Here is a 25,458-nt window from a genome sequence, read left to right as displayed (position 1 = left end):
ACTGCGGTCTCAGCGATTGGCGGTCGCGTTTTCTCCCTGAGCGACACGGTTCCGGTCGGCCTGCTGTTTCTGTTTTTTCAGACCTTTCCAGCCCAGCGTCAGCATAATGGCCAGTAATGGAATACTGGCGATGGTCCAGCTGCCGTTCGGGTAATCGAACGCCATCAGCACCAGCACGCCCAGCAGAAAGGCCAGCGTCAGCCAGGAGGTAACGGGCGCGCCCGGCATTTTGAATGACACCGGTTTGGCTTTGCCCTGGCGGATCGCTATACGCAGCTTCATCTGGCACACGATGATAAATCCCCAGGAGGAGAGAATGCCCAGCGAGGCGATGTTCAGTACAATCTCAAACACCTGCGCCGGCACGATGTAATTCAGAAATACGCCGATAATATGAATGCTCACCGTCACCAGAATGCCGGCGTAGGGCACCGACTGGCGGCTCATCTTCGACAGAAAGAGCGGCGCGGAACCGCCCTGCGAGAGAGAGCGAAGGATACGCCCGGTGCAGTACAGGCCGGAGTTAAGGCTGGAAAGCGCGGCGGACAGCACCACGATGTTGATTATGCTGTCGATGTACGGCACGCCGAGTTTACTAAAGAAGGTGACAAAGGGACTTTGTCCGGCCTGGTAGGCATTCCACGGCAGCAGGCACACCAACAGAATGATCGAACCGACGTAAAACAGGCCGATACGCCAGATCACGCTATTAACGGCTTTCGGCAGGATTTTTTCCGGGTTCTTGCACTCGCCGGCGGTGATGCCGAGCATTTCAACGCCGGCGAAGGCGAAGATTACCCCCTGGATCAGCACCAGCGCCGGCAGGAGGCCGTGCGGAAACAGTCCGCCGTTGTCGGTGATCAGGTGGAAGCCCGTCGGGTTACCGTCCAGCGGCGCGCCTGTGCCGAGGTATATCGTTCCGACAATGAGAAACAGCGAGATGGCCGCCACCTTAATCAGGGCGAACCAGAACTCCATTTCGGCAAACCATTTTACCCCGATCAGATTCATCAACGTGACGAGCGACAGGGCGCCAAGCGCGAATGCCCACTGCGGCACGTCGGCGAAAGCGCCCCAGTAGTGCATGTAAAGCGCGACCGCGGTGATATCGACAATGCCGGTCATCGCCCAGTTGAGAAAATACATCCAGCCCGCCACGTAGGAGGCCTTTTCCCCCAAAAATTCCCGCGCATAAGAAACAAAACTGCCGCTGGTCGGGCGATGAACGATAAGTTCGCCCATTGCGCGCAGAATAAGAAAAGAGAATATGCCGCAGATCAGATAGACCAGCGCCAGCGCCGGCCCCGCAATTTGCAGGCGAGCGCCCGCGCCGAGAAACAGCCCTGTACCAATGGCGCCGCCAATCGCGATCATTTGCACGTGGCGGTTGCCTAAGCCTTTATGATAACCCTTTTCATGAGAGTCCAGCCAACTGCGCTGGTTTTCGTTATGACCGTTATCAGTTTTTTTAGAATGAATCATTACTTTTCTGTCTTCCTGTCCGTCGCTATTTCTTTGTATCCCTGTCGTTTTCATCCACTGATGAATGACTGGTTACTACGATAACCCCGGGTCTAAACAGGTCGTTTTTATTCTTTTCCCTGGATAGACGTGGGTTGCATAGGGTTAACAAAGTCAGAGATGCTACCTTTTATTGGCAACGGTAGCAAAAGATGCGTGTCTTTTCGGCCGGTTGGCGGCTTTCATTTTATGCCTGGAAGGGGACAAAATGGCGTGGGAAATCGCGCGTTTCGCTATGACGTCATGATCGCGCGTCAGGCCGACGGAGATTACAGCCTGTCGATATCGCACAGACCCCTGTCTTTTTGCTCCGGCCGCAGGGGCGTCGCCAGATCGCATACCATATGGACTTGTTTTTCCGCGTAGCCGAGGTGAAACGAACGCCATCCGGTGTACATTGTGCCTGCGTCCTGCAAACAAATCGTCCAGCTCATCAGGGGATCGCCCATTGCGCTGAACAGGAACAGTTCCCGCTCGCCCTCAAGTTGAAAACGTCCCTGTGCATCTGTAGTAACCGACACCGGCGATGCGGCGCACGCCGTTTCGGTGGGAGCATAGCGGGTATGCCAGTAAATCACCACGCCCGGCGCGGGCTGTCCGTTCCTGAGCACCACGCCGGTGACCTCGGGCGCGATCTGGTTGACATGCGGTATCGGCAGGCAGCCGGATAGCAACAGTGAACAGCCTATGGCGGTCAGCACCGTTTTCATTATGAGTCCTCGTCCTGCGCCCGGTCTGATCCAGCCACCGCGGATGGTTAATTTACCGATACGCCGGGCAGCGCGTATCCCTTCGCCGCTACAGAAATCCTTCAAACGGATTCCAGCTGGTGCTGTTTTTGACTTCTTTCAGATACCAGGCGTAATTGGCGAGTAATCCCCATAGCACCATATAGAGCAGCATATAGACAAGGCTGATGGCGATATTCAACAGAAAAGCGCCGCCCAGGGTAATAAGATGCCACATTAGCGCTTTTGTTATAAGCAGCTCGGTAATTCGGTTGATGGCATAGCTCAAAGCCAGCATAGACAGGGCCTTGCGCCATAACCCGATGAGGAAAAAATAGATAAAGCCGAAGAAAAACGCAATGAAGTTGATCCTGATAAGGATGCGGCGTAAGAACGTTTCTTGTTTTAACGCCGCCCGGTACGCTTTGGTGTTGGGCGCGCCGTGTCTGTCAAAAAAGACAAAGCGGGTTTGCCATTTTCGCGGGTATTTCAGTTCTCTGTCAGCGTACATAAGCCTTGTCTCAGCTGTTCCCGGCCCTGCCAGCAAAGCGGGCGTGGCTTTCGTCGCAGACAGCCCGGCGGTGTAACGATAGGCGAGTCTATGCCCGCCATTTCGCGCCAAAAACGGGTTGTCCGCAGGGAAGCCATATTACTTTTTGCCTGTTTTTAGAAGGTGCCTTCAAACGGGTTCCAGCTTTTACTGTTTTGGGTTTCTTTCAGGTAATAAGCATAATTGGCGGTGGTGGCCCACATTAAAGCGCATACCATATTAAGGGCGACAGGGGATACTTTGTGGCCGGTTATGAGTTCAAGAATTCCGGCAAGAAAGCCGATGCCCACGGTTGCGGCTAATAAAGACAGATTTTTTCGCCACAGGCCGAGAACAAAGAAATAGATAAACCCAAAGAAAAAAGCGAGGATGTTGAATCCTATCAGAAAGCGCGCGGGAATTTTTTCCTTCTTGAAAGCCGCTTTGTATTCCTTTGTCTTCGGCGCGCCGTGCTTGTCAAAAAAAGCGAAGCGGGTCTGCCATCTTTGCGGGTATTTTTGGCCGGCGTTATCGTCCATATCAGATATACTCCCCATCGTGAATAGTTAAACTAAGTAAAGTAGCCGCGCATTCTACCTCCGCTTCGCAGCTTCGCCAACAAAATTCCATCCCTGCTAATCAGCCTGAATAGCTACCGAATCCGGGAAATTTCTGCGAATAAAAAAGTACTGAATAGCGTTTCAGGTCGCGTCTGGCGCGCCCGGTGAGTGAAAATCGATTTCGTCTTTCAATAAGGAGCGCACTACGATGAAATCTGCATTAACCCTGTTTATTTGTGTCTGGCTGACGAGTTTTTCTGCACTGGCGTCTCAATCGGTGGGGTACCGCGATCTGAATTTGCCCGATCCGACGGGAACGCGTTCTCTTAATGTCGCAGTACTGTATCCGACGGAGAGCGGCGGAGAAGCGATATCGGTTGGCGAGAATCCCGTTTTTTTCGGCGTGCCGGTGATAAAGCACGCTCAGCCGCAAAGCGGAGCGCATCCGCTGGTCGTCATCTCTCACGGCTATGGCGGCAACTGGCGTAATCAACTCTGGCTGGCCCACGCGCTGGCGCAAAAAGGTTATATCGTGGCGGCGCCGAACCATCCCGGTACATCGTCATGGGACATGAAGCCGGCGGTGGCGGCGCAGCTTTGGCTGCGGCCTGATGATATCAGTCGGGTAATTACCGCCCTGCTGGCGGATTCGGCTATTGCGGGTCATACCGCGTCCGGGCGGATTGCCGTTATCGGACATTCGCTGGGCGGCTGGACGGCGCTGTCGCTGGCCGGTGCGCGTTTTAATAGCGAACGCTTTGAACGGGATTGTCTGACGCAACCGCAGCTTGCTTCTTGTCAGGTCTATCAGGAGATGGGCGCCGGCAAAGACGACGCGTCGCGGGCGCGGCTTGATCAGTCGGCGCGGGATGTGCGGATTAGCGCCGTGGTTTCGCTCGACCTGGGAATGGCAAGAGGGTTTACTCCGGAGAGTCTGGCAGCGGTCACGGTGCCGGTACTGGTTGTCGCCGCTGGCGCGCCGAATCCGGCGCTGCCGGCCGCGCTGGAGTCACGGGTCCTGATGCAGTATCTGCCGCGCCAGTCGACAGGCTATTGGGAAATAGCTGAGGCGACTCACTTTAGTTTTATGCAACGCTGCAAGGCGGGCGCGGAAGCGATCCTCAATGAGGCCAATCCCGGCGACGGTATGATCTGTCTCGACGGCAAAACGGGTTCCCGCGAGTCAATTCACCGGCTGTTAATCGATAAGATCAGCGATTTTCTGACGCAGGCGTGGCGTCGGCAATAGCGGATGACGGCGCGGCGTTTGCGCGTCGCCACTGGCTGGGGGTCATGCCGGTGGCTTTTAAAAATTCGCGATTAAAATTTGATTTGGTCTGGAAACCGCAATCTAACATGATGTCTGTAATGCGCGAGTCGGTCTGGCTGAGCAGTCGCTTTACCTCATCGAGCCGGTAGCTATTCATGACCTGCGAGATGTTGCGTCCGTAGACCCGATTAATGGTTTCCGAAATATGCCTGGCGGGGATGCCCATTCTCCGCGCGAGGCGCTGAAGCGTCATATTCGGATCGGTATAAAGGCGATTTATGCGGATGAATTGTTCCAGTTTGTCCGCCAGTTCCAGATCCCCGTCGCTGGCCGGCTGCGTTTTGTTCGACGGCTTATTTTCCGCCGGGGCGCTTTTCTTCGTTACAATAAAAAAGGTCAGCACAAGCAGGGTCGCTATATGGGCTACGCCGATAATCTCCGGCACCCGCTGGCCGTTACCAACGTCCAGCTCCAGCGCGATAATGATATCGATGATGGCGGAGACGACAAAGTAAACCCCAGCCCAAAATGGCGCTTTCTGCCATAAGCGCCGCGCGTCGCCGCAGTCCGTTGATCTGTCGAGAGCCGCATGAATCAGCGCGATGCCGTAGCCGGCAAAAATCATCATGAGCGACAAATCGACCAGCGGCCAGCGACCGGGGTTTTCTGTCGCCAGCAATACAGCCACGCAGAGCGGCGGAAGAAGATGGCGCCACGCTCGCCGCTTTTCGTTTGCTTTGCCCGAGGCCGCGTACAGCCAAAATAGCGGCGGTACGGTCGCAGCGACAATCGGCTGAAAGAAGGTCGGAATCGAGAAGGTCGTTCCCCAGTTTAGTCCGCACAGGATGATGGAAAGGCAACTGATGGCGATAAATGCCGTTTCTGTTTTCGCCGGGCGACCTTTACCGCGCATAAGGCGAATACGCAGAAAAAGCACCAGCAGCAGGAAAGCGGTAATAAAAGGTATGGGGATTTCCGGCATATCGGCCTCTGTATTGGGTTCGATTGTCATCGCGGACCGCCGGCAGTGGCTGCCGGCAGTCCGCTGACGCCAGCAATTATGGCCGGTAGTTTTTCTGAGCGCTATTCACTTTGTACAGATAGCGGCGCGACTCAGATGAGGGATGCCTGGTGGTCAGCGTCTGGTAGACATCGCCCGCCGACATGCCGTTAATGATATCAACCGCGCGCTCTCTGTCGCTGGAGAACACCCGCAGCACGCTGCCTGCGCCGCCGTTATAAGCGGTGATCACCGCATAGCGCCGCGCCGTGGGATCCTGAATCCCTCCGAGGTAGGTATTCTGCAGGAGAGACAGATAGGCGGTGCCGGCATCAATGTTGTTTTCCGGGTCGAACAGATAGCTGCGGCTTGGCTGGCCCCATTTCCCTTTCATCTTAAACACGTCGCGCCCGGCGCTGTGCTGAACGACCTGCATCAGCCCCAGCGCGTCGGAACGGCTAACCGCATAGGGGTTGAAGCTGGATTCCGTCTGCATGATCGCCAGGATCAGCGATTCCTCCACGCCATAGCGTTCCGATGCCTTGCGCACCAGCGGCAAATATTTGTGCGCGCGCTTATCCAGATGGTTCGGCACCAGCTGGATGGTGACCGACCAGATCACATGCAGCCCGGAAGTGCGGCTCTGCAAACGGCTTTGCAACAGATAATCGGCGAAGCTGCCGGCGCGGCCTTCCCAACGGATCGGCTGCCCGGTATTATCCAGGACCTGGCCATACAGGAAAGGCTCTTTACTGATCTGAATGTCGTTGGCGTCCGAATACAGATCGGTGGTGCTGGGGTCGTCGCCCATCAGCAACGTGGTGATGATCGCCTGACGCAGGTGCGCCTGCACATTGGTCGCGGCAATGGTCTCAATGGTGATGCTGCCGGCATCAAAGTTGATGTGGCTACGCGTCTGATACTGATCGGTATACTTTACATAGTCTTTAGGGCCGGCGATCAGCACTTCGTTCATGCCCCAGATGTTCTCGATATTGTTGGCAAACTGTCCCATCAGAATATCAAAGGCGTTGGTGTCTTTGATAAATTCCTCTTGAGCGACTTTGCTTTTATTCCCGGAGCAGGAAATCAGCAGTGGCGCGACGATCAGTAGAGCTAAAAGTTTCTTCATCGTAAAAAGCCGTTTCAGGATGAGGATGTCAAAAAGGCCATCGGGCCCTGCAATAATTAGTCGGCCGGCGGGGTATATCCATCGATCTGCACATCATGCCCTTCAAACAGAAATTTGATCATTTCCTGTTCCAGCAGTTTGCGATCGTCGACATTCATCATGCTGAGTTTTTTCTCATTAATGAGCATGGTTTGTTTGGTCATCCACTGTGACCAGGCCTCTTTGGAGATCTCGTTATAGATACGCTTGCCCAACTCGCCGGGATAGAGCTGGAAGTCCTGCCCCTCTGCGTCACGTTGTAAAAACGTACAAAAAATAGTTCTGCTCATGCTTCTTCCTCATTAATCGCGCAGTGATCAAATAACGTTGGCTGTGACTCGCCTGACCGGCTGAGCTGACGCAATAAACGCTCAACGGGGGCGGCCAGGCCGACAGACGGCGGCTGCGCTAAGTTATACCAGAGACCGACTCCCTCATCCATGCAGGCCTGCGGCCGGGAGAGCTTCAGCCAGACAGGAACGATATCCAGATGAAAATGGCTGAAGGTATGACGAAAAGCGGTCAGCTGTTGCAGATGCTGAGTACTGAGACCACGTTGTTGCAGCCAGAGTTCCAGCTCTCTGCGCAGACTGAACTGAGGAAAACAGAACAAACCGCCCCACAGGCCCACGGCCGGCCTCTGTTCCAGCCAGACTTTGTCGTCGTTTTGCAGCAGTAAAAACCAGCTGGTTTTCTCCGGCAGCGTCTGTTTCGGTTTTTTACCCGGATACTCGGCCCAGCTGTGGGCGGCGCTGGCCAGGCAGCCGTTGTTCAACGGACACAGTTCGCATTTCGGTCGGCTGCGCGTACATACCATGGCGCCCAGATCCATCATCGCCTGGTTAAACTGGCTGACGCCTGCGGCGGGCGTCACCTGCTCGCTGAGCGCCCATAGCTGCTTTTCCACGTCTTTCTTGCCTGGCCAGCCGGCAACGGTATAGCAACGCGCCAGAACGCGTTTCACATTACCATCGAGGATAGGATAGTGCTGGTCGAGCGACAGCGACAGGATCGCCCCGGCGGTCGAACGCCCGACGCCGGGCAGGTCGGCTACATCGTCAAAACGGGTGGGAAACACGCCCTGGTGCCGGTCGGCTATCACCCGGGCGGCTTTGTGCAGGTTACGCGCGCGGGCGTAATAGCCGAGTCCGGTCCACAGATGCAGCACTTCATCCAGCGGCGCGTCGGCCAGCGCCGTCACGTCAGGGAAGCGCGCCATAAAGCGCTGAAAGTAGGGGATTACCGTACTGACCTGGGTTTGCTGCAGCATAACCTCTGACAGCCATACCTTATAAGGCGTTTTTTCGATCTGCCAGGGCAGGGTTTTGCGTCCGAAGCGTTGGTACCAGTCCAGCACCTGTTGCGCGAACTGTGGCGCTTGCATCATAGAATGAGGTCACTATATCCAGCAGATAAAAGTCAGACAGGGATTCCAGCACAGAGTCTGTTTACTGTAAACCGGAACTTTCCTGGGCAACCCGTCAGGGCTGGACAAATGCCGGGACCGATGAGCGGCGCGGCGGTTTTCGCCGCTCTCCCGACAGGGAGCGTGTCAATATTCCGGCGCACGGCGCGTCTGCGCTACGGCATTTAACGGATATTGCAGGTGAAATCCGGTCTGAACGAGCTGATTAACCAGCTGTTATCGGTGAGCATCTCAAAGCGGATCACTTCATTCGGGCTATAGGGGATGGCATCGTCTGGTGAATTGTCGACCATATTTTTATGCATAGCGATGTTTCTCATCGATAAATAATTGCCGTTCCAGTTGTAATCAAACGTTAGCGTACGCTCTATGATGTGTGGCGGTTGCCCTACATTAATATAGAGACCATTCACGGCTATGGCGCCCCGGCCGTTTTTGCCCAGATAAAAATTTAGCACATAGCTTTTAACGATGACGCTTTGCTTTTCGCGTATGCTGGTGTTGATCTCGGCCCGACACATCAATGACTGACTTGCGGACGAATGGTAATGATAGGTTAAAAACGCGATAAACAGCAGGATTAATACGGCGACGGAAATGAAGATATAGATACGCCTAACTTTTAATATATACATAGGTTGAGCACCGTTTACCGTCGAATTTGCAAACAATAATGATATCTTCTTCCCTGGTGACGATTTTAGGGATGGTTATGATCCGTGTGTAATAATATATTTTGACATTGTCCTGGCACAGGTCGTTGTACCTTTCAGGAAACTCCCCCGGCAGATCATCATCCAGATAATAGAGCTGGCATTTTTTTACTTTGTAATCCCTGAAAATTTCCCGCTGAGGAAACCTGCCGGATAGTGTCAGGTAAAAGGATAACGCCAGGACCACCGTGATGCCGGTGCCGGCAAAAAAAACACACCACCAGAATTTTTTTCTGGCATTGTGCGGCGGCGTAGCGTTGGCGTCGATAAATACCGGCGACAAAGTTTCATTGGCCAGTATTTCAATCTCCTCTGCATTAAATATGATACCCATTTTAGGCACGGTCATGAGCCGCTCTGCCAGTTCATAATCACGCAGCGATTTTCTCAACAAAGAGATATAGTTGTTGAGGTTATTCAGCGACGGAGCAAGCGCGTTTTTTTCCAGCACCTCAGATAAGAGAAACTCTTTGCTTAACGTTACCCCTGGATTATTCAGTAGCGTATTTAAAAGCTTAGCAACCGGCAGACTCAGCGAGACGGTCTCATCCTGACGATTAAACCATGAAAGAGTATTGTCTTTTTCACTAAAAATGACCGTTTTATTGATTAAATAAACCATATATAGGTGCTCTGCACAAACTGAAATTACAAAGTGTTCCGATATGGTGATACGAAGCGGTAAAATAGTCTAGGAATTTACCTGTTTTTTGTCAAAGACTATTTTTTACCTGTTATCTGTTTTAATCACCTTGTTTATAGTAACTATAGTTTTTTTTAGTTCTATACTCTTCATTCTTCAGGGGCAGGCGGCGTTGACTGCTTTCGTTCAGCCAAATCACTTGCCTGAGCAGCTTTGCTGCGATTAATGCGCGGCATACTTTAATCCTGCCAACGGTCCGTCGTTAGCCGGATAAATTCGGTTTCGACGTTTTTTTACTCTCTTCCAGCCTTCCTGAAAATAGAATTATTTAGAGTGTATATATAAATAAAAATATCTAATATTACATATGTTAAATAATCCGAATCGGGCTATGACAGATGGGGTTCTGTATGGATTTTACTGATGCTATTGCCATCACTGAATAAATTATCTCCGTTGAATAATCGGTAAAAGCCTTCATGCTAAAGGGATACACAAAAATATCGGTTATCAGAATAAAAACCTATAAAACATTAAAATAAGAAAATAAAATCTAAATAATAATTAATCTTGCAATATGTTTGCCTGTTTTGTTTTCGGCTGTGTATATTATCCTTCGTTCATCACCGTGACGGTATCTCTTTGTCTTTACATCGTCAGGGGCGAACGAAAAGCAATGGCGCGTTAAAGACAAAACGTTGTCATCGGCATCGCTGATTAAGGATGAGCGTGATAATTCATTACGCGGGAAAGCGCATTTTTCCCGTCATCAGCTATCAGTAAGCAGGTTTTAACCATATTAATCAAAGCAGGAATGAACTCATGAAATTCTCTAAACTCGCTCTGGCATCTGTTATCGCTGCAACCTTCATCGCCGCTTCTGGCGCCCAGGCGGCAGACAGCCATAATGGTACCGTCACCTTTAAAGGTAAAATTATTGATACTCCCTGCTCCGTTTCTCAGGACGATCTGGCGCAAACTGTCGAATTCGGCGAGATCAGTAAAACGGTATTGGAAAATGGCGGAACCTCTGAAATTAAAACCTTCGATATTACGTTGAAGGATTGCGCCATTGATACGGCGACCACCGCCAGCGTCGTATTCTCCGGCGGTACGGCAACCGGTTCGGACAATAAGCTGCTGGCGTTGAACGGCGGCGCGACCGGCGCCGGCATCGCTGTCGAATATTCCGGCGAGAAAATCACTTTCGATGGCGCGACTAAGGCCGTAAATGGTTATAACCTGGCGAAGGGCGACAACACTTTCGCCTTTACTTCTTATGTCCAGAAGATCGCTTCTGCAACGGCCGTGACGACCGGTAGTTTTGAAAGTACCGCCAACTTCGTTATTTCTTACCTGTAAGGAATAAAAAGGGCAGGGACGCCCATTTTTTCAGGTCAACGGCGAGAGCGAAAATGAATGCATTTTTCTTCCTCAGAATGGTTGTTACCCTCTTGTTTTTTTCGCTCTCTTTTTCTTCCTGCCTGGCGTGGGATGAACATAATGGTCTGGTCAGTTTTGACGGGAAAATAATAGAAAGTCCTTGTTATCTGGATGATGAGTCCGCGGATCAGAGTATCGATATGGGACAACAAGATATTAGCAATATATCAGGTCCGATAATCGCCCTGCGTACGGTGGAAATAAAACTGCGTGGATGTCGCATAACCAATCAGATGAACCCGGAGCAAAGCTGGAGTACGGCGAATATTGTTCTGGAGGGACGGGCGAATGAGCAGGATAGCTCGTTATGGGCCGTTTCGGGCGATGCGGATGGCATTGCATTAAAGATTATCGATCGCGCCAATTCTGTAATTTCTGCCGGCGGCAGCGGTATTCAGCATCAATTGATAGACGGTGATAATACCATTCAGTTCGCGGTACAGCTGGTCTCTGTTATGAAAACGATTACGCCGGGAAGTTGGTATTCATTAATCAGCTTTAGGGTTTTGTATTATTAATTCGCAACGCCTTCGGGTTTTAATATAAACAATTATATTGGTATCTATTCATGATGAAGCTGTTGCCGAAAGAAAGAATAAAGAGAGTAAAGGGGCTAAGTATTTACGGCATCTTTATTGTTTCTTTTTACCCCGCAGTTGGCTATGCGACAGAATTCAATGCCAGCGTGCTGGATACCGATGAGCAAAATACCATCGATCTTACCCGTTTCTCCGATCCGGATTATGTCATCCCCGGCGACTATGTGCTGACGATCAAGGTCAACGCGAAAACCATCGAACAGCGTCAGGTGCGCTATCTTCCGGCGGGGCCGGAAGGCCAGCGATCAGTCCTGTGTCTCGATCCGGCTACGGTTGAAAAATTCGCGCTGAAAGCCGAAGCGAAAGAGCGGATTGTCTGGCGGCAGGAGGGACAGTGCGCCGATTTAACCGCTATCGGCGGCGTGAAAATCTCGAATCAAATCGGCATGGGCGATTTAAACGTCACCATTCCTCAGGCCTGGCTCAAATATTCGGACAGCGACTGGACGCCGCCGGAACAGTGGGATAACGGCATCAACGGCGTTCTGCTGGATTACAACCTGGTCGGCAACGTGCGGCGCAGCGTGCACGGCGGCGACATGTCGCACTATCTGAGCAGCTACGGCACCGCCGGTTTTAATCTCGGCGCCTGGCGCTACCGCGCGGACTACCGCTACCTGCTCAATAAAACGACGGACTACAGTCGCGATAGTTTCGCATGGGACCAGTTTTATGCGTATCGTCCACTGCCCTTTATGTCGGCGGATCTAAAACTGGGCGAAATGTATCTCAACAGCAATCTGTTCGACAGCTATCGTTTTACCGGCGTCAGCCTGGCCAGCAACGAAAATATGCTGCCGCCCGCGCTCCGCGGTTACGCGCCGGAGATCCGCGGCGTGGCCCGGTCGAACGCGACGGTGACGGTGATGCAGAACCAGCGGGTTCTGTATGAAACGACGGTGCCTGCCGGGCCTTTCGCTATTCAGGATCTCAAAAGCGGCGTAACCGGCACGCTGGAAGTGACTGTTACGGAAGAGGATGGTTCCGTTTCCACCTTTCAGACCGAGGCGGCCAGCCTGCCGTACCTGACCAGACCCGGCCGCGTGCAGTACAAATTGTCGGCGGGGCGCCCGTCGAACAGCGATCGCCATATTCAGGGGCCGGCGTTTTCTGCGGGCGAATTCTCCTGGGGGATGTCGAATGCCTGGTCGCTGTATGGCGGCAGTACGCTGTCCGATGACTATCAGTCATGGTCGGTCGGGCTGGGGCGCAATCTTTATCTGTTCGGGGCCTTCTCGGCGGATATTACTCAGTCGCGCGCCCGCCTGCCGCAGGAAGCAGCCAGGCAGGGCCACTCTTTTTCTCTCAACTGGTCTAAGCGCTTTGCCGCGATTAATGGTCAGGTGAGCTTTGCCGGCTATCGTTTTTCCGAAAAGGGCTACATGAGTATGTCGCAGTACCTGTATGCCCTGAATAACCAGAGCTTTTACCGCAGCGAGAAAGAGCGCTATACCGTTACGCTATCGAAAAATTTTGACAGCGAAAGCCCGCTGCTGGACGGCATGTCGACCTATCTGAGCTATACGCGGCAGACCTTCTGGGACGCCCGCCAGCAGAACCGCTATGGCCTTTCGCTGAACAAGTATCTGGATATCGGCGCGCTGCAGGGCGTCTCCGCCAGCCTGTCCGCCTGGCGAACGTTGTATAACAACCGAACGGACGACAGCCTTTATCTCAACCTGTCTATTCCGTTTCGCGAGCGCGAGCGTGTGAGCTACGGCCTTGGCAGCTATAACGGGCGGGCGACGCAGAGCGTCACCTACAGCAATCAGCAGGACCCGAATCGCTCGTGGAATCTGAGCGCGCGCTATGACGAAACCGACACCGCCTATGTCAGCGCGACCTATAACCATATCGCCTCAGCGGCTGACGCCAGCCTGGGCTTATCCTGGCAACAGGATGCCTATAGCTATGTCAACGGCTCGCTGCGCGGCGGCATCACCGCCACCCGTCACGGTATTGCCGCGCACCAGAAAGGGATAAATGGCGGGACCCGCATTATGGTCGATAGCGGCGGAATAGCCGGCGTGCCTTTCTCCGACGGCAGCGTGATAACCAACCGTCAGGGGGTTGCGGTGCTCGCCGGCACCAGCAGCTATTACGACGTGGCGACCCGGATCGACGTGCGCAATCTGCCGGAAGATATCGAAGCCAATACCACCATCGTTCAGGGCACCTTAACCGAAGGCGCGATCGGCTACCGCAAATTTGACGTGGTCAGCGGCGGCAAAGTGCTTGGCGTGGTCGCCCTGCAGGACGGTCGTTACCCGCCGTTCGCCTCGACGGTCAGAAACGGCGGCGGGCGTGAAGTCGCTATGGTGACCGACGGCGGGCAGGTTTATTTAACCGGCGTCGCGGCGAATGAGAAATTATCGTTGTTGTGGGGCGGAAAAGCGCAGTGCCAGATAGTTCTTCCGGCGCAATTTAATCGTTTTGATCAACTGCTATTACCCTGCCGCCCACTGACGGCAGGGCGCGAATTGAATGGAGAAGAATAATGAAACCACATCGTTATTATTGGCGACCGATCTTATGGTTAGCCGGCTGCAGCATGTCGTTTCCCGCCGCTCAGGCCGCGATTAATCTTGATCGCACTCGGGTGATATTCGACAGCACCGAACCAATGGCGACCGTAACCTTAATTAACCAAAACGGTAAAAGCCCTTATCTGGCGCAAAGCTGGTTGACTGACGAGTCGCACAATAAAATTTCGTCGCCTTTTACCGTGCTGCCGCCGCTGCAGCGGCTTGAGGCGGGCGGACGCAGTCTGATTCGGCTGGTGAAAACCGCCGGCGTCGAGCAGCTTCCTCAGGATCGGGAATCTATTTTCTATCTTAACGTGCGGGAAATTCCGCCGAAACCGGAAAAAGCGAACGTATTGCAGATCGCCGTACAGTCGGAAATTAAGGTTTTCTATCGACCGGAAAAAATAAAACCGGGCAAGAGTGAAATCTGGCAGAAAAACTTGCGCATCCGAAAAGCCGGCGCGCAATTTATTGTGGAAAATCCAACGCCCTATTTTATTACCGTCAGCACAATTCTGCGCCAGCCGAAACAAAATGGCGATACGCCGGTGCGACTACTTAATGACAATGCATTTATGATTGCGCCGAAATCGGAGATGAATATTAACGTTCTGGATCCTGCGGTGAAGGATTTCTACTTATATTACGTCAACGATTATGGCGGCCACCCGGAATTACATTTTTCCTGCCGGCAAAATCTTTGTCTGGCTGAACAAAAAAGCTAACCGTTATCGACTAAACGCCGGCCGACTGCTGCCCGCATCCTGCCGTCTGGCGGCTATCTATAAGAGAGTGAACGATGATATCGATTCTGAATGTATTCGGCCGTCGCTTGCAGGCGATGGTCACCGGCCCCCGCGAGGCCGTCGCTCCAGCGCATGAGCGGACGCGCCGGCGAGAAAATACGTCCGGCGCGTCCGCGCCTCGCTTATTCGGCTTTCGTCTGCGCGGGCTGGCGATGCTGGTCTGCGGCGGCGCGCTGTCGCTGCTGTCGCTGGACGCCGCGGCGCTGGAGTGCCGTAAGGATACGGTCACCGGTCCGGTGTCCGATCTGGAGGATATCGGTTCGCTGAAAATTCCCTCCACCCTGCCGCTGGGCAGCCGTCTGTGGACATCGAAAAGCTACAGCCGCAACCTGGCCTGCTGGGCCTACAAAAGCGTCAAGCCGAATGGCGAGTATGCCTACTTTTACCCCAATCCATACGGCGCGATGATTGGAACGGGTATCGGTATCGGCATTATCTATAACGGTCAGGACCTCGGCGTGGTGGCCGGCGGCGGCAATACTAATTCACGCGTGTCGACCGGCGCATGGGTCGCGCCGGGGCCGTCCGGCAGCCGCCCGCCCGCCAATCCGACCATGGTGCCGGCGACGGTACAGGTCTACCTGGAGAAGATCGGCGAAATCAGCAATACCTCATCCGGGGCTGATTCGCTGGACGTTTTCCAGGTGGACGGCGAACTGGGCATCAACAATAAACCCGGCGGCAACTACAAGCTGACGCTCTCCGGCTTACATAATATTGATGTCATCCAATGTTCGGCTAATGTGCGGGTTTCGCCTGACAGCTACATCGACTTCGGCACGATTCCGTCGTGGACCAGCGCCGCCGCCGGTTTGCTGGCGCAACAGAATTTTCGGATCGACGCGACGACCGACGGCGGGGAGGATTGCGGCCAGGGGTTTAATTTATATATTAACTTCGACGCAATGGCCAAAAATAACACGCTGACTGGCATTGACGGTATGGATATGGGCAATGGTTCGACGTTAAAAATCGAAGATGGTTCGACGGGAAATAATATTCCGTTTAATCAATTCGTCGGCTTTGTCAATAATCTGACGTCGGCCAGCGGAACGGTGGAAAAAAATTATACCGCCAGACTGTATGCGTCGGATGTTGCCGTAACGGGCGACGTGGAAAAATATATTGTTCTTCGCTTCAACTATAACTGAGGGGCGGCAATGAAACGGCAGGATAAAATTGCCTATTGGCCGGCGGCTGGATTTTTGCTGTTGCTAATTATGACGAGCGGGCAGGCGCAGGCGAAAACGATGGTGTTTAGCCGGAGTTCCGCCGCGCAGCAGGATAATAACTATGACGTGACCTTTCATGTCAGGGTGGTGGACGCGCCCTGCAGGTTAAATCCCGGCGACGCCAATATCGATGTGGATCTGGGCGAGACGTCCACGCGCGAGCTGCAGGTCGATAATCACGGCGCCTGGCGGGATTTCGCCATTCAGTTAACCGGCTGCAGCACCGAAACCCGCCAGGATGTGGCCGTCACCTTCAGCGGCCCGGAGGCCGGGGGAGCGGCAGGCCGGCTGGCGCTGGACCCGGCGTCGATCGCCCAGGGCGCGGCCATCGGTATCTACTACGCCGAACGATTGCTGGCGCTCAATGAATCGACGCCGTGGATGCATCTGGAGGCGGGGGATAACCGGTTAAACTTCAGGGCCAGGCTGGAAAAAATCAGCGATGAGCGTTTAACCGCGGGAGATTATACGGCCAGCGCCAATTTTAAACTAAGCTATCAGTAGACGCCCATATTTGTCGGTATCCCGTCAGGCTTCAGGCTTCAGGCTTCAGGCTTCAGGCTTCAGGCTTTAGGTTGCAGGTAGGTTGGCTGCGCGCCATTATCCGGTCCCTCCGGGACGTTTTCCTGCGGGTATGCGTTAACGCTGTTCAAATCGGTTTCTGACCGTATTTCCCTGCAAACAGAATGATGTGGGCCAGAGTCCTATATTTTTCGTCCGGCCACCGGTCGGGACTTTTTTATCTCCGGAGCTGTTATGTGCCAGCCTAAAATAATTATCGTGACGTCCTGCAATTATTATTATCAGACGGTTAAGTATTTGTGTGATGACATTATTCATCAATCCGAAGCCGTTATGTGTTATCCCATTCCCGAGCTGGAAAATAACGACGCTAAGCATGTTTCCCGTATTCCACGTGCGGACTGCCTTATTTTCGTGTTGCTCACTGTGCGTGATTTGGACTTTTTCCTGCGTTTTGCTTCAGATGAGAGAAATGCTGGCGCGATAAGCAAACGCCGTCTGCTGGTTCTCGGCAAAAGCAATCTTCTTGCTCTGCTAATCCGCTGCTATAAAAATATCGAGCCGCTGTTGCTGGCTACCGAACGCTGTACGGTTCAGTCGCTCGACCACTTCCTGTGCGAACGGTTGCGCCAGCCGACGGCCGGGGCAGCGTTCGGGATAAAGTCTATCCTCGCCCGTTGCCAGATGGCGGTGTTTATCAGCCTGCTGTCGGGTCGCCAGGCGAAGTACGCCGCGCAGGAAAGAAACCGCAGCATCAAAACCATTTATGCTCAGCGCCATGAAGTGCTGAAAAAACTCAACTGCCATAAACTCCAGGATATTTATCGTTACCTTTGAGCGGACGGCGGATAACCCGCTGTCCTGAATACGATTCCTGATCCTTCTTGCCCCCCGCCCGCCGGGTTGTTACGCCCGGGGGTGATATGAAAAGAATTTTTTATAGGTATCTATTATACTGCGTGCTTGTTTCATAACCCCTGACAAGACAGTAAGCACTATGATTAACAACGTCATCTCACCGAAATTTGATGAAAATGGCCGTCCTTTGCGACGTATCCGCAGCTTTGTTCGGCGCCAGGGGCGATTGACCAAAGGGCAACAGCTGGCTCTGGACCACTACTGGCCGGTGATGGGCGTGGAGTACCAGCCGCAGCCGCTGGATTTTTCCGCGCTGTTTGGCCGCGAGGCGCCGCTGGTGCTGGAGATCGGCTTCGGTATGGGCGCGTCTCTGGTCAGTATGGCCGCGCAGCATGCGGAGCAGAACTTCCTCGGCATCGAGGTGCATCTGCCCGGCGTGGGCGCCTGCCTGTCCTCGGCGCAGGAAGCGGCGATCGGCAATCTGCGCGTGATGTGCCACGATGCGGTGGAGGTGCTGGAAAATATGATCCCCGCGGCCTCGCTGGACATGGTGCAGCTGTTTTTCCCCGATCCCTGGCATAAGGCGCGTCATAACAAGCGTCGTATCGTCCAGGCGCCGTTTGTGGAGCTGGTGCTGAGTAAGCTGAAGCCCGGCGGGGTATTTCACATGGCCACCGACTGGGAACCTTACGCGGAGCATATGCTGGATGTTATGCGTTCCGTGAACGGCTATCGCAATCTGTCGGCAAATAATGATTATGTACCGCGGCCGGAGTCTCGTCCGCTGACTAAATTTGAGGCGCGCGGCCAGCGGCTGGGGCACGGCGTGTGGGATCTGATGTTTGAGAGGGTGGCATAATGGCTAACAATCGCAGTCGTCGTTTACGTAAAAAGTTACACATTGATGAATTCCAGGAGCTGGGCTTTTCAGTAAGCTGGTACTTCGCCGAAGGCACCAGCGTGGAAGAGATCGATCGCACGCTGGATCTGTTCATTGATGAAGTGATCGAGCCGAACGGGCTGGCCTATGAGGGTAGCGGTTACCTGCACTGGGAAGGGCTGATTTGTCTGCAGCAGATGGGGCACTGTACCGACGCTCAGCGCGAAACGGTGAAACAGTGGCTGGAAGCGCATCAGTTGCTTGAGGTCAGAGTGGGTGAACTGTTTGACATCTGGTGGGATTAAACCGTATTCGTTTGGTGTCCAGGGCGCGCGTTCGCCGCGCCGGCCCTGCTGCTTTCCGGAGATTTTATGTTGCGTAACATAGCGCTAGTTGTATTGATGTTGCTGACTTCGCAGGTGCAGGCGGCCTGGCAGTGCGACGTCAATCCGCAGGACGACATCATCATCAGCCGACAAAATGTGCAAGTCGTCGGCGCCAGCGGCAATTTAGTGATTTCTCCGCAAGGGGAGATAGTGCGCGACGGCGCCGCGCTGACGCTCAATGATGAACAACGCCAGCAGGCGAAGCATTATCAGCAGTCGCTGCGTCAGCAACTGCCGTGGATTGATCAGGGCGCGCAGCAGCATCTGGAAAAAGCCAGAGTGGCGCTGGATAACGTGATCGTGCAGGAACTGGGCAGCGACAGCAACGTGCGCAACCGGCTGACTACGCTGAACGATCAGCTGAGGCAGCAGATGCGTCGTATTATCGAGCCGCGCGACGACGGTCTGGCGTTTCACCATCAGGCGATTAAACAGGTAGAGCAGGACGGTCGGCAGATCGTGCAGCAAAGCCTGGGCGGCGTGCTGCAGGACAGCCTGAATGAGATGGGCGTGAAGCAACTGAGCGGCCAGGGGAATAATCCGCTGCAGGCGCTGATGGGCAATTTAGGCGGATTGCAGCAGGCGATTCAACGCGAATGGAATAACCAGGAGCAGGCGTTTCAGGCATTCGGTCGCGACGTATGCCAGCGCGCGCAGGGGCTGGAAAACCAGCGCCGCGAGCTATCGCAGGCGCTGAAATAAGCCGTTAGCCCCGTCATCTTGCACAGCCGGTGAGCGCGGAGCGTGTGTCTTACCGGCGATAAATCCTCTCCAGTTTTGCTTCGGGCGGTTATGTTCGCCGCCTTTGGGGCTGATCAGGGCGCCGGAATCGTGAAGCGCTGATGGATCAGCTCCAGTTCCGCCAACACCTCTTCGCTCAGCTGCAACTCAAGACTGTCCAGATTCACTTTCAACTGTTCGACCGAAGTGGCGCCCAGCAGGGTGCTGGCGACAAACGGCTGTTGGCGCACAAAAGCCAACGCCATCTGCGCCGCATCCAGCCCGTGGCGTCGCGCCAGATTGACATACTCCTCAATGGCCTGTTCGGTATGGGGCGTGGAATAGCGGCCGAAACGGCTGAACAGCGTATTGCGAGCGCCGGCCGGCCGGGCGCCGTGCAGATATTTGCCGGTCAGGGTGCCGAATGCCAGGGCGGAATAAGCCAGCAGTTCGACGCCTTCGTGCTGGCTGATCTCGGCCAGACCGATCTCAAAGCTGCGGTTGAGCAGGCTGTAGGGGTTCTGGATCGAGACGATGCGCGGCAGATCGTGTTTCTCGGCCAGTTGCAGATAGCGCATCACGCCCCAGGGCGTTTCGTTCGATACGCCGACGTAGCGAATCTTGCCGGCGCGCACCTGTTCCGCCAGCGCTTCCAGCGTTTCCAGCAGGGTGACCGCCGGTTTCTCATCGCTGTACTGGTAGTTCAGCCGGCCAAAAAAGTTGGCCTGACGCTGCGGCCAGTGCAGCTGGTACAAATCGATGTAGTCGGTATTCAGCCGCGACAGGCTGGCGTCCAGCGCCGCGCGAATATTCTTGCGGTCCAGCATCTGCTGCGGGCGAATGCCGCTGTCGTTGCCGCGCACCGGTCCCGCCACTTTAGTGGCCAGCACAATTTTTTCGCGTCCGCCGCGTTTTTTCAGCCAGGAGCCGATATAGCTTTCCGTCCGTCCCTGGGTTTCGGGCCGGGGCGGCACCGGATACATCTCCGCCGTATCAATCAGGTTAACGCCGGCGGCTATAGCGTAATCGAGTTGGGCGTGCGCGTCGGCCTCGCTGTTCTGTTCGCCGAAGGTCATGGTGCCAAGGCCCAGTATGCTGACTTCCAAAGAGCTGTGGGGAATACGGTGATATAGCATTGCCTGCTTCCTTTATGTCTGAAAATAGCAGATGAAGTGACCTATACCTGACTTTGACTATAACCAGTCCGGGAGACGCGGGAAAGCGATTCCGTCCGGCGGCAGCGGCATTAGCGCTCGATGATTTGGGAAACGTTAGCGCGATTAATCTGTCGCTCCGTTCCTTGTTCATCAATATAACTGATTAATCCAGTTGATTTATCCTCTTTCGGCTTGCTTTGCGTCAGCAACATCTGCCCCTCTTTGGTCGCGATTACATAGTCGCTGGCGCAGCCGGATAGCGTTAAAGCAATGGCCAGCGTGGTCAACACGCTTGTCCATAATTTCATCAGCAGTCATCCTTTCTGTTGGTTGAATATTTAGGGTGAAATTTAGCCTGGCAAAAAACTTGATGTAGTCAAGCCCGTAGAGTGTAAAGGAAGTTATCTGCGAGTAAACGAAGAAACAGTAATTTTCAGCCAGACAGGGTCGCCGGGCGACTTGCGCCGGCAGGGCAAGGGCTGCTACAGCTGAAAATGGCGCGCCAGCAGCGGGGCGGTAAAGGTTTTTTTCAGATAGAAGCCGCGCGGCAGGGTCAGAATCGGCTGGCCGTGTTCGCCGATTGCTTCGGTCAGCGCCCGGCTGTTGGCGGCCTTGGGGCGTAACTGAAGCACTTCGCCGTGGCGAGCGGTAATATTTTCCACCCGGCCTAACACGATCAAATCCATCAGCTCTTCCCAGTCGCGCCGCAACTGCTCCTCCTCGCTGGCGCTCGGGCTCCACAACAGCGGCGTGCCGATGCGGCGCTCCGCCAGCGGAATGTGGCGTGCGCCTTCCACCGGAATCCACAGCACCCGCGCCAGCTTATGGCGCACGTGGCTGCTCTCCCAGGTAACGCCGCTATTGCCGGTCAGCGGAGCGACGCAGACAAAGGTGGTTTCCAGCGGCCGGCCTTGTTCATCGATCGGGATGGTTTTCAGTTCAATGCCCAGTTGCGGAAAATCCTGTTCGGGTTTACTGCCCGCGCTGGCGCCCAGATAGCGTTCCAGCAGCAGGCCGATCCAGCCTTTATCGCGTTTCAGATTGGCCGGAATGGGCAGCGCGGCGGCTTGCGCCAGTTCGCCGAGGCTGTAGCCGGCCAGCGCCAGGGCACGCTGGAACAGCGTCTGCTCATCCTGAGGCGGTTCGGGCAGAATTGAGGATAAATGCATACACACAGGTCCGCTATTTTGTTGCTTAAAAAAAATACAGTCGGCGCGGGCGGTAAAAAGTTCACGCCGCCGGATCAACGGGCGTCTAATAATAGCATGATTCATAGCGTTTTTTTATTGCCGTTTAGCCTGTCGCGCGCTGACGGAAACAGGTTGTGCATGACAAGACACCGGCAATAAACAGGATCTTACACCATGTTATCCACAGATTTATGGGATAACAGCCAATTTATCCCACTACTGGTTTGATTTACAGCCTTGACGCTGAGGCCATTTACTGTTTTTGCCTGGATTTTATCTTATTTTATCGTTTGCCTTGTGGATAAGTAACAGGGCGTTTGATCTTTCGCCAGTTGCAAAGATCGTCGGATCCGGTTCCGTGTCGACGCGATGCGTTGCTGTGGGTATTGATTTTATTTTTATGAAAATAAAGGGTAATTTTTATATCTTTGCGACGTGATTAAGTCGGCTATAATAAGTTTTACCCATATTTTAACGAAGTTCTGCACAAAGATGTCCACAGAAAAAGTGAATAAAACCCGATGCAGAGACTTTACATGTTTATAACTTATCCCGCCGGGGCAAGTTATCCAGAGCGAACGGCGGCCACATCCCTTCCAGACAGTGGTTTACCGCCTGCCGGGAGTGTGAAACAATCAGGTCATCTTTGCATTGATGTTTATTGAGGTAGTCCGGTGATCGATGATGATGGCTACCGCCCGAATGTTGGTATTGTTATCTGCAATCGGCACGGCCAGGTGCTATGGGCCCGGCGTTATGGGCAGCACTCCTGGCAGTTTCCGCAGGGGGGGATAAACCCTGGAGAAAGTGCAGAACAGGCGATGTACCGCGAGCTGTTCGAAGAGGTGGGGCTGAGGAAAAAGGACGTGCGCATCCTCGCTTTTACCCGCAACTGGCTGCGCTATAAATTGCCTAAACGTTTGGTGCGTTGGGATACAAAACCGGTGTGTATTGGTCAGAAGCAAAAATGGTTTCTGCTACAGTTAATGTGCAATGAAGCCGATATCAATATGCAGCGCAGCAGCACGCCTGAATTTGACGGCTGGCGCTGGGTCAGCTACTGGTATCCTGTTCGGCAGGTGGTTTCGTTCAAACGAGACGTGTATCGCCGGGTGATGAAGGAATTTATTAGCCCGGTTATTTTGCTCCAGGAGAGTGCGGCCGTGGCCAGGCCATCTTCCGGTACGCATTCCCGGCGGAAAAGAGGGTAATGATCGCTCATCATGCTCACGCGCTTGCGAGAAGTCGTTGAAAAAGTTGCGTCCGCCGCGCGCCTGAAAGATGCGCTGGACATCCTGGTTAACGAAACCTGTCTGGCGATGGATACCGAAGTTTGTTCGGTCTATCTGGCCGATCACGAGCACCAGTGTTACTACCTGATGGCCACGCGCGGCCTGAAAAAACCGCGCGGTCAGGCGGTGACTCTGGCCTTCGGGCAGGGCGTGGTGGGGTTGGTCGGGCAACTGGCCGAACCGATCAATCTCGCGGATGCGCAGAGTCATCCCAGCTTTAAATTTATTCCCGCCGTTAAAGAACACCATTTCCGTTCCTTCCTGGGCGTACCGATCATTCACCGGCGCCATTTGCTCGGCGTTCTGGTGGTGCAACAGCGCGCGCTGCGTCAGTTTGACGAGAGCGAAGAGTCATTTATGGTGACGCTGGCGACGCAGATGGCCGGCATTCTTTCGCAATCGCAGCTCAACGCGCTGTTCGGCCAGTACCGGCAGACGCGCATCAGGGCGCTGCCGGCCGCGCCCGGCGTAGCGATAGCGCCTGGCTGGCAGGACTGCACTCAGCCGGTGCTGGAGCAGGTTTACCAGGCCTCCAGTCTCGATACGGAGCGGGAGCGCACTCGTCTGACCCAGGCGCTGGAAGACGCGACCAGCGAATTCCGGCGTTTCAGCAAACGCTTCAGCGCCGGGTCGCAGAAAGAGAGCGCCGCCATTTTCGATCTTTATTCACACCTGCTGAATGACGCACGGCTGAAACGCGAACTGTTCGTCGAAGTGGACGCCGGCAGCGTGGCGGAATGGGCGGTGCGTCAGGTGATCGAACGTTTCGCCGGTCAGTTCGCCGCCCTGAAGGATACCTACATGCGCGAACGTGCCGGAGATCTGCGCATGCTCGGTCAGCGCCTGCTTTATCATCTCGGCGATAACGCGCCTGGAGTGCAGCAGTGGCCGGAGCGCTTTGTGCTGGTGGCCGACGAACTGACGGCCACGCTGTTGGCCGAAGTGCCGCCCGAGCGGCTGGCCGGCGTGGTGGTGTGCGACGGAGCGGCCAATTCGCACGCGGCGATTCTGGTGCGCGCGATGGGCATCCCGACGCTGATGGGCGCGGATATTCAGCCGGCGCTGCTGCACCAGCGTCTGCTGGTGGTGGACGGTTATCGCGGCGAACTGCTGGTCGATCCGGAGCCGATGCTGCTGCAGGAGTATCAGCGTCTGGTGCAGGGGGAACAGGAGCTGGCGCGGCTGGCGGCGGACGATCGCGATGTTCCGGCGGCGTTGAAAAGCGGCGAGCGCATTCAGGTGATGCTGAATGCCGGACTCAGCGCCGAGCAGGAGCGTCTGTTCAGCAGCCAGGTCGACGGCGTCGGGCTGTATCGCACGGAGATCCCGTTCATGCTGCAGAGCGGCTTCCCGTCGGAGGATGAGCAGGTGGCGCAGTATGAAAGCATGCTACAGCTCTATCCCGGCCGTCCGGTGGTTCTGCGCACGCTGGATATCGGCGCGGACAAACAGTTGCCTTACCTGCCGATCAGCGAAGAAAACCCTTGTCTCGGCTGGCGCGGCATTCGAATTACCCTCGATCAGCCGGAGATCTTTCTGATTCAGATCCGAGCGATGCTGCGCGCCAACGCGCGGGCCGGCAATCTCGGCATTCTGTTGCCGATGATCAGCAGCCTGGATGAAGTGGACGATGCGCGCCGTCTGATTGAACGCGCGGTGCTGGAGGTGCAGGAACGGTTGGGGCAGCCGCTGCCGCGCCCCAACATCGGCATCATGCTCGAAGTGCCGTCGATGGTCTTTATGCTGCCTCATCTGGCGCGGCGGGTCGATTTTATCTCGGTGGGCACCAACGATTTAACCCAGTACCTGTTGGCGGTCGATCGCAACAACACCCGCGTCGCCGCGCTGTATGACAGCCTGCATCCGGCTATCCTGCAGGTGCTCGATCACATCATATCGCAGTGTCAGCGTTACGAGTTGCCCGTCTCCCTGTGCGGAGAACTCGCCGGCGAGCCGCTGGGCGCGCTGTTGTTGGTCGGCCTGGGTTATCGCACGCTCAGCATGAACGGCTACAGCGTGGCGCGCATCAAATACCTGTTGCGCAACATTGCTCTGGACGATGCGCAACGTCTGGCGCAGCAGGCGCTGCAGATGCAAACGGCCAGCGGCGTGCGTCAGCAATTGTCGGCCTTTATTGAGCAACAAGGGCTCGGCGGTCTGATTCGCGGCGGGCGCTGACGCTAAGGCCGCAGGCCGTATGGCGTGTACGAATTTTCCTGTCCGATTGCCTCCCCCGCCTGCCGCGCTATGCTATTATGCGCCAGCCCTCGCTGGCTGCGCAGTTCGG

26 protein-coding genes are annotated in these 25,458 nt (G+C 54.7%); 13 read left to right on the top strand and 13 right to left on the bottom strand.

The genetic code is table 11. From position 1 onward, the window contains the following. Positions 1-9 precede the first annotated feature (9 nt). The 4 genes from ansP to FJU30_RS17880 form a co-directional block, all read right to left on the bottom strand. Entirely contained in the window at positions 10-1,482 is a 1,473-nt protein-coding gene (ansP, locus tag FJU30_RS17895) for an L-asparagine permease (protein WP_150436344.1), read from the bottom strand. Between the two features lie 308 nt (positions 1,483-1,790). Then, the gene (locus FJU30_RS17890) at positions 1,791-2,231 is read right to left on the bottom strand and encodes a DUF4198 domain-containing protein (RefSeq protein WP_150436343.1); all 441 of its coding nucleotides are present in this window, start codon (positions 2,229-2,231) and stop codon (positions 1,791-1,793) included. Positions 2,232-2,319: 88 nt separating this feature from the next. Further along, positions 2,320-2,871 carry a DUF2628 domain-containing protein gene (locus FJU30_RS17885; protein ID WP_223881629.1) on the bottom strand — a complete coding sequence of 184 codons (552 nt, stop codon included), beginning with the start codon at positions 2,869-2,871 and terminating at the stop codon, positions 2,320-2,322. A gap of 44 nt (positions 2,872-2,915) precedes the next feature. Then, the gene (locus FJU30_RS17880; RefSeq protein ID WP_150436342.1) at positions 2,916-3,317 is read right to left on the bottom strand and encodes a DUF2628 domain-containing protein; all 402 of its coding nucleotides are present in this window, start codon (positions 3,315-3,317) and stop codon (positions 2,916-2,918) included. A gap of 229 nt (positions 3,318-3,546) precedes the next feature. On the opposite strand from FJU30_RS17880, the gene FJU30_RS17875 reads away from it, so the two are divergent. Next, the gene (locus FJU30_RS17875) at positions 3,547-4,587 is read left to right on the top strand and encodes an alpha/beta hydrolase family protein (RefSeq protein ID WP_150436341.1); all 1,041 of its coding nucleotides are present in this window, start codon (positions 3,547-3,549) and stop codon (positions 4,585-4,587) included. On the opposite strand, the gene FJU30_RS17870 is transcribed toward FJU30_RS17875, so the two are convergent. From FJU30_RS17870 to FJU30_RS17845, 6 genes are all read right to left on the bottom strand, one after another. Further along, entirely contained in the window at positions 4,550-5,620 is a 1,071-nt protein-coding gene (locus FJU30_RS17870; protein ID WP_223881628.1) for a helix-turn-helix domain-containing protein, read from the bottom strand. The genes FJU30_RS17875 and FJU30_RS17870 overlap by 38 nt on opposite strands. A gap of 46 nt (positions 5,621-5,666) precedes the next feature. Then, positions 5,667-6,740: a membrane-bound lytic murein transglycosylase MltC gene (gene mltC, locus FJU30_RS17865; RefSeq protein WP_150436340.1), complete on the bottom strand. Its 1,074-nt coding sequence runs from the start codon at positions 6,738-6,740 to the stop codon at positions 5,667-5,669. A 56-nt stretch (positions 6,741-6,796) separates the two neighbouring features. Next, positions 6,797-7,069 (bottom strand): oxidative damage protection protein, encoded by a 273-nt coding sequence (locus tag FJU30_RS17860; RefSeq protein WP_150436339.1) that lies wholly within the window; start codon positions 7,067-7,069, stop codon positions 6,797-6,799. After that, positions 7,066-8,166, bottom strand: coding sequence for an A/G-specific adenine glycosylase (gene mutY, locus FJU30_RS17855; RefSeq protein WP_150436338.1), 1,101 nt, complete (start codon positions 8,164-8,166; stop codon positions 7,066-7,068). The genes FJU30_RS17860 and mutY overlap by 4 nt, the downstream gene beginning before the upstream one ends. A 203-nt stretch (positions 8,167-8,369) precedes the next feature. After that, on the bottom strand, positions 8,370-8,840 hold the full coding sequence (locus FJU30_RS17850) for a FidL (protein WP_150436337.1): 471 nt from the start codon (positions 8,838-8,840) through the stop codon (positions 8,370-8,372). Next, positions 8,821-9,540 (bottom strand): winged helix-turn-helix domain-containing protein, encoded by a 720-nt coding sequence (locus tag FJU30_RS17845; protein WP_150436336.1) that lies wholly within the window; start codon positions 9,538-9,540, stop codon positions 8,821-8,823. The genes FJU30_RS17850 and FJU30_RS17845 overlap by 20 nt, the downstream gene beginning before the upstream one ends. An 843-nt stretch (positions 9,541-10,383) precedes the next feature. Here FJU30_RS17845 and FJU30_RS17840 point away from each other — a divergent pair. The 10 genes from FJU30_RS17840 to FJU30_RS17795 all read left to right on the top strand — a co-directional run bounded on the left by FJU30_RS17840 (position 10,384) and on the right by FJU30_RS17795 (position 19,514). Beyond that, positions 10,384-10,923 (top strand): fimbrial protein, encoded by a 540-nt coding sequence (locus FJU30_RS17840; RefSeq protein ID WP_150436335.1) that lies wholly within the window; start codon positions 10,384-10,386, stop codon positions 10,921-10,923. 53 nt (positions 10,924-10,976) lie between these two features. After that, entirely contained in the window at positions 10,977-11,522 is a 546-nt protein-coding gene (locus FJU30_RS17835) for a fimbrial protein (protein ID WP_150436334.1), read from the top strand. Between the two features lie 50 nt (positions 11,523-11,572). After that, complete coding sequence (locus tag FJU30_RS17830) at positions 11,573-14,101, top strand: fimbria/pilus outer membrane usher protein (protein ID WP_150436333.1); 2,529 nt, start codon at positions 11,573-11,575, stop codon at positions 14,099-14,101. Further along, positions 14,101-14,853, top strand: coding sequence for a fimbrial biogenesis chaperone (locus FJU30_RS17825; RefSeq protein WP_150436332.1), 753 nt, complete (start codon positions 14,101-14,103; stop codon positions 14,851-14,853). The genes FJU30_RS17830 and FJU30_RS17825 overlap by 1 nt, the downstream gene beginning before the upstream one ends. A 74-nt stretch (positions 14,854-14,927) precedes the next feature. After that, positions 14,928-16,085, top strand: coding sequence for a hypothetical protein (locus tag FJU30_RS17820; protein WP_223881627.1), 1,158 nt, complete (start codon positions 14,928-14,930; stop codon positions 16,083-16,085). A gap of 9 nt (positions 16,086-16,094) precedes the next feature. Continuing rightward, a complete protein-coding gene (locus FJU30_RS17815) occupies positions 16,095-16,670 on the top strand; it encodes a fimbrial protein (protein WP_150436331.1) in 576 nt (191 codons plus the stop codon). A 351-nt stretch (positions 16,671-17,021) separates the two neighbouring features. Continuing rightward, positions 17,022-17,525, top strand: coding sequence for a LuxR C-terminal-related transcriptional regulator (locus FJU30_RS17810; RefSeq protein ID WP_191091640.1), 504 nt, complete (start codon positions 17,022-17,024; stop codon positions 17,523-17,525). A gap of 160 nt (positions 17,526-17,685) precedes the next feature. Next, positions 17,686-18,405 carry a tRNA (guanosine(46)-N7)-methyltransferase TrmB gene (gene trmB, locus FJU30_RS17805; protein WP_150436329.1) on the top strand — a complete coding sequence of 240 codons (720 nt, stop codon included), beginning with the start codon at positions 17,686-17,688 and terminating at the stop codon, positions 18,403-18,405. Further along, a complete protein-coding gene (locus FJU30_RS17800; RefSeq protein WP_150436328.1) occupies positions 18,405-18,731 on the top strand; it encodes a YggL family protein in 327 nt (108 codons plus the stop codon). Before trmB ends, FJU30_RS17800 begins: the two co-directional genes overlap by 1 nt. 66 nt (positions 18,732-18,797) lie before the next feature. Continuing rightward, the gene (locus FJU30_RS17795; RefSeq protein ID WP_150436327.1) at positions 18,798-19,514 is read left to right on the top strand and encodes a YggN family protein; all 717 of its coding nucleotides are present in this window, start codon (positions 18,798-18,800) and stop codon (positions 19,512-19,514) included. Between the two features lie 113 nt (positions 19,515-19,627). Here the strand turns inward: FJU30_RS17795 and FJU30_RS17790 are convergent, their stop codons facing one another. From FJU30_RS17790 to mutH, 3 genes are all read right to left on the bottom strand, one after another. Then, positions 19,628-20,668 carry an NADP(H)-dependent aldo-keto reductase gene (locus FJU30_RS17790; protein WP_150436326.1) on the bottom strand — a complete coding sequence of 347 codons (1,041 nt, stop codon included), beginning with the start codon at positions 20,666-20,668 and terminating at the stop codon, positions 19,628-19,630. A 110-nt stretch (positions 20,669-20,778) separates the two neighbouring features. Continuing rightward, positions 20,779-20,997 carry a YgdI/YgdR family lipoprotein gene (locus tag FJU30_RS17785; RefSeq protein WP_150436325.1) on the bottom strand — a complete coding sequence of 73 codons (219 nt, stop codon included), beginning with the start codon at positions 20,995-20,997 and terminating at the stop codon, positions 20,779-20,781. 174 nt (positions 20,998-21,171) lie between these two features. Continuing rightward, a complete protein-coding gene (gene mutH, locus FJU30_RS17780) occupies positions 21,172-21,858 on the bottom strand; it encodes a DNA mismatch repair endonuclease MutH (RefSeq protein ID WP_150436324.1) in 687 nt (228 codons plus the stop codon). A gap of 695 nt (positions 21,859-22,553) precedes the next feature. Between mutH and rppH the strand changes: the two genes are divergently transcribed. Further along, positions 22,554-23,090, top strand: coding sequence for an RNA pyrophosphohydrolase (gene rppH / locus FJU30_RS17775; protein WP_150436323.1), 537 nt, complete (start codon positions 22,554-22,556; stop codon positions 23,088-23,090). 12 nt (positions 23,091-23,102) lie between these two features. Then, a complete protein-coding gene (ptsP, locus tag FJU30_RS17770; protein WP_150436322.1) occupies positions 23,103-25,349 on the top strand; it encodes a phosphoenolpyruvate--protein phosphotransferase in 2,247 nt (748 codons plus the stop codon). Positions 25,350-25,458: the final 109 nt, after the last annotated feature.

Source organism: Affinibrenneria salicis, assembly GCF_008710095.1.
Note: the sequence above shows the minus strand (reverse complement) of the source record. Positions and strands in the feature narration are given on the sequence as shown.

What these genes read in the sequence shown, in the direction of transcription:
- ansP (WP_150436344.1), bottom strand. Translation starts at nt 1,482, where the DNA reads ATGATTCATTCTAAAAAAACTGATAACGGTCATAACGAAAACCAGCGC.
- FJU30_RS17890 (WP_150436343.1), bottom strand. Translation starts at nt 2,231, where the DNA reads ATGAAAACGGTGCTGACCGCCATAGGCTGTTCACTGTTGCTATCCGGC.
- FJU30_RS17880 (WP_150436342.1), bottom strand. Translation starts at nt 3,317, where the DNA reads ATGGACGATAACGCCGGCCAAAAATACCCGCAAAGATGGCAGACCCGC.
- FJU30_RS17875 (WP_150436341.1), top strand. Translation starts at nt 3,547, where the DNA reads ATGAAATCTGCATTAACCCTGTTTATTTGTGTCTGGCTGACGAGTTTT.
- FJU30_RS17870 (WP_223881628.1), bottom strand. Translation starts at nt 5,620, where the DNA reads ATGACAATCGAACCCAATACAGAGGCCGATATGCCGGAAATCCCCATA.
- mltC (WP_150436340.1), bottom strand. Translation starts at nt 6,740, where the DNA reads ATGAAGAAACTTTTAGCTCTACTGATCGTCGCGCCACTGCTGATTTCC.
- FJU30_RS17860 (WP_150436339.1), bottom strand. Translation starts at nt 7,069, where the DNA reads ATGAGCAGAACTATTTTTTGTACGTTTTTACAACGTGACGCAGAGGGG.
- mutY (WP_150436338.1), bottom strand. Translation starts at nt 8,166, where the DNA reads ATGATGCAAGCGCCACAGTTCGCGCAACAGGTGCTGGACTGGTACCAA.
- FJU30_RS17850 (WP_150436337.1), bottom strand. Translation starts at nt 8,840, where the DNA reads ATGTATATATTAAAAGTTAGGCGTATCTATATCTTCATTTCCGTCGCC.
- FJU30_RS17845 (WP_150436336.1), bottom strand. Translation starts at nt 9,540, where the DNA reads ATGGTTTATTTAATCAATAAAACGGTCATTTTTAGTGAAAAAGACAAT.
- FJU30_RS17840 (WP_150436335.1), top strand. Translation starts at nt 10,384, where the DNA reads ATGAAATTCTCTAAACTCGCTCTGGCATCTGTTATCGCTGCAACCTTC.
- FJU30_RS17835 (WP_150436334.1), top strand. Translation starts at nt 10,977, where the DNA reads ATGAATGCATTTTTCTTCCTCAGAATGGTTGTTACCCTCTTGTTTTTT.
- FJU30_RS17830 (WP_150436333.1), top strand. Translation starts at nt 11,573, where the DNA reads ATGATGAAGCTGTTGCCGAAAGAAAGAATAAAGAGAGTAAAGGGGCTA.
- FJU30_RS17825 (WP_150436332.1), top strand. Translation starts at nt 14,101, where the DNA reads ATGAAACCACATCGTTATTATTGGCGACCGATCTTATGGTTAGCCGGC.
- FJU30_RS17820 (WP_223881627.1), top strand. Translation starts at nt 14,928, where the DNA reads ATGATATCGATTCTGAATGTATTCGGCCGTCGCTTGCAGGCGATGGTC.
- FJU30_RS17815 (WP_150436331.1), top strand. Translation starts at nt 16,095, where the DNA reads ATGAAACGGCAGGATAAAATTGCCTATTGGCCGGCGGCTGGATTTTTG.
- FJU30_RS17810 (WP_191091640.1), top strand. Translation starts at nt 17,022, where the DNA reads ATGTGTTATCCCATTCCCGAGCTGGAAAATAACGACGCTAAGCATGTT.
- trmB (WP_150436329.1), top strand. Translation starts at nt 17,686, where the DNA reads ATGATTAACAACGTCATCTCACCGAAATTTGATGAAAATGGCCGTCCT.
- FJU30_RS17800 (WP_150436328.1), top strand. Translation starts at nt 18,405, where the DNA reads ATGGCTAACAATCGCAGTCGTCGTTTACGTAAAAAGTTACACATTGAT.
- FJU30_RS17795 (WP_150436327.1), top strand. Translation starts at nt 18,798, where the DNA reads ATGTTGCGTAACATAGCGCTAGTTGTATTGATGTTGCTGACTTCGCAG.
- FJU30_RS17790 (WP_150436326.1), bottom strand. Translation starts at nt 20,668, where the DNA reads ATGCTATATCACCGTATTCCCCACAGCTCTTTGGAAGTCAGCATACTG.
- FJU30_RS17785 (WP_150436325.1), bottom strand. Translation starts at nt 20,997, where the DNA reads ATGAAATTATGGACAAGCGTGTTGACCACGCTGGCCATTGCTTTAACG.
- mutH (WP_150436324.1), bottom strand. Translation starts at nt 21,858, where the DNA reads ATGCATTTATCCTCAATTCTGCCCGAACCGCCTCAGGATGAGCAGACG.
- ptsP (WP_150436322.1), top strand. Translation starts at nt 23,103, where the DNA reads ATGCTCACGCGCTTGCGAGAAGTCGTTGAAAAAGTTGCGTCCGCCGCG.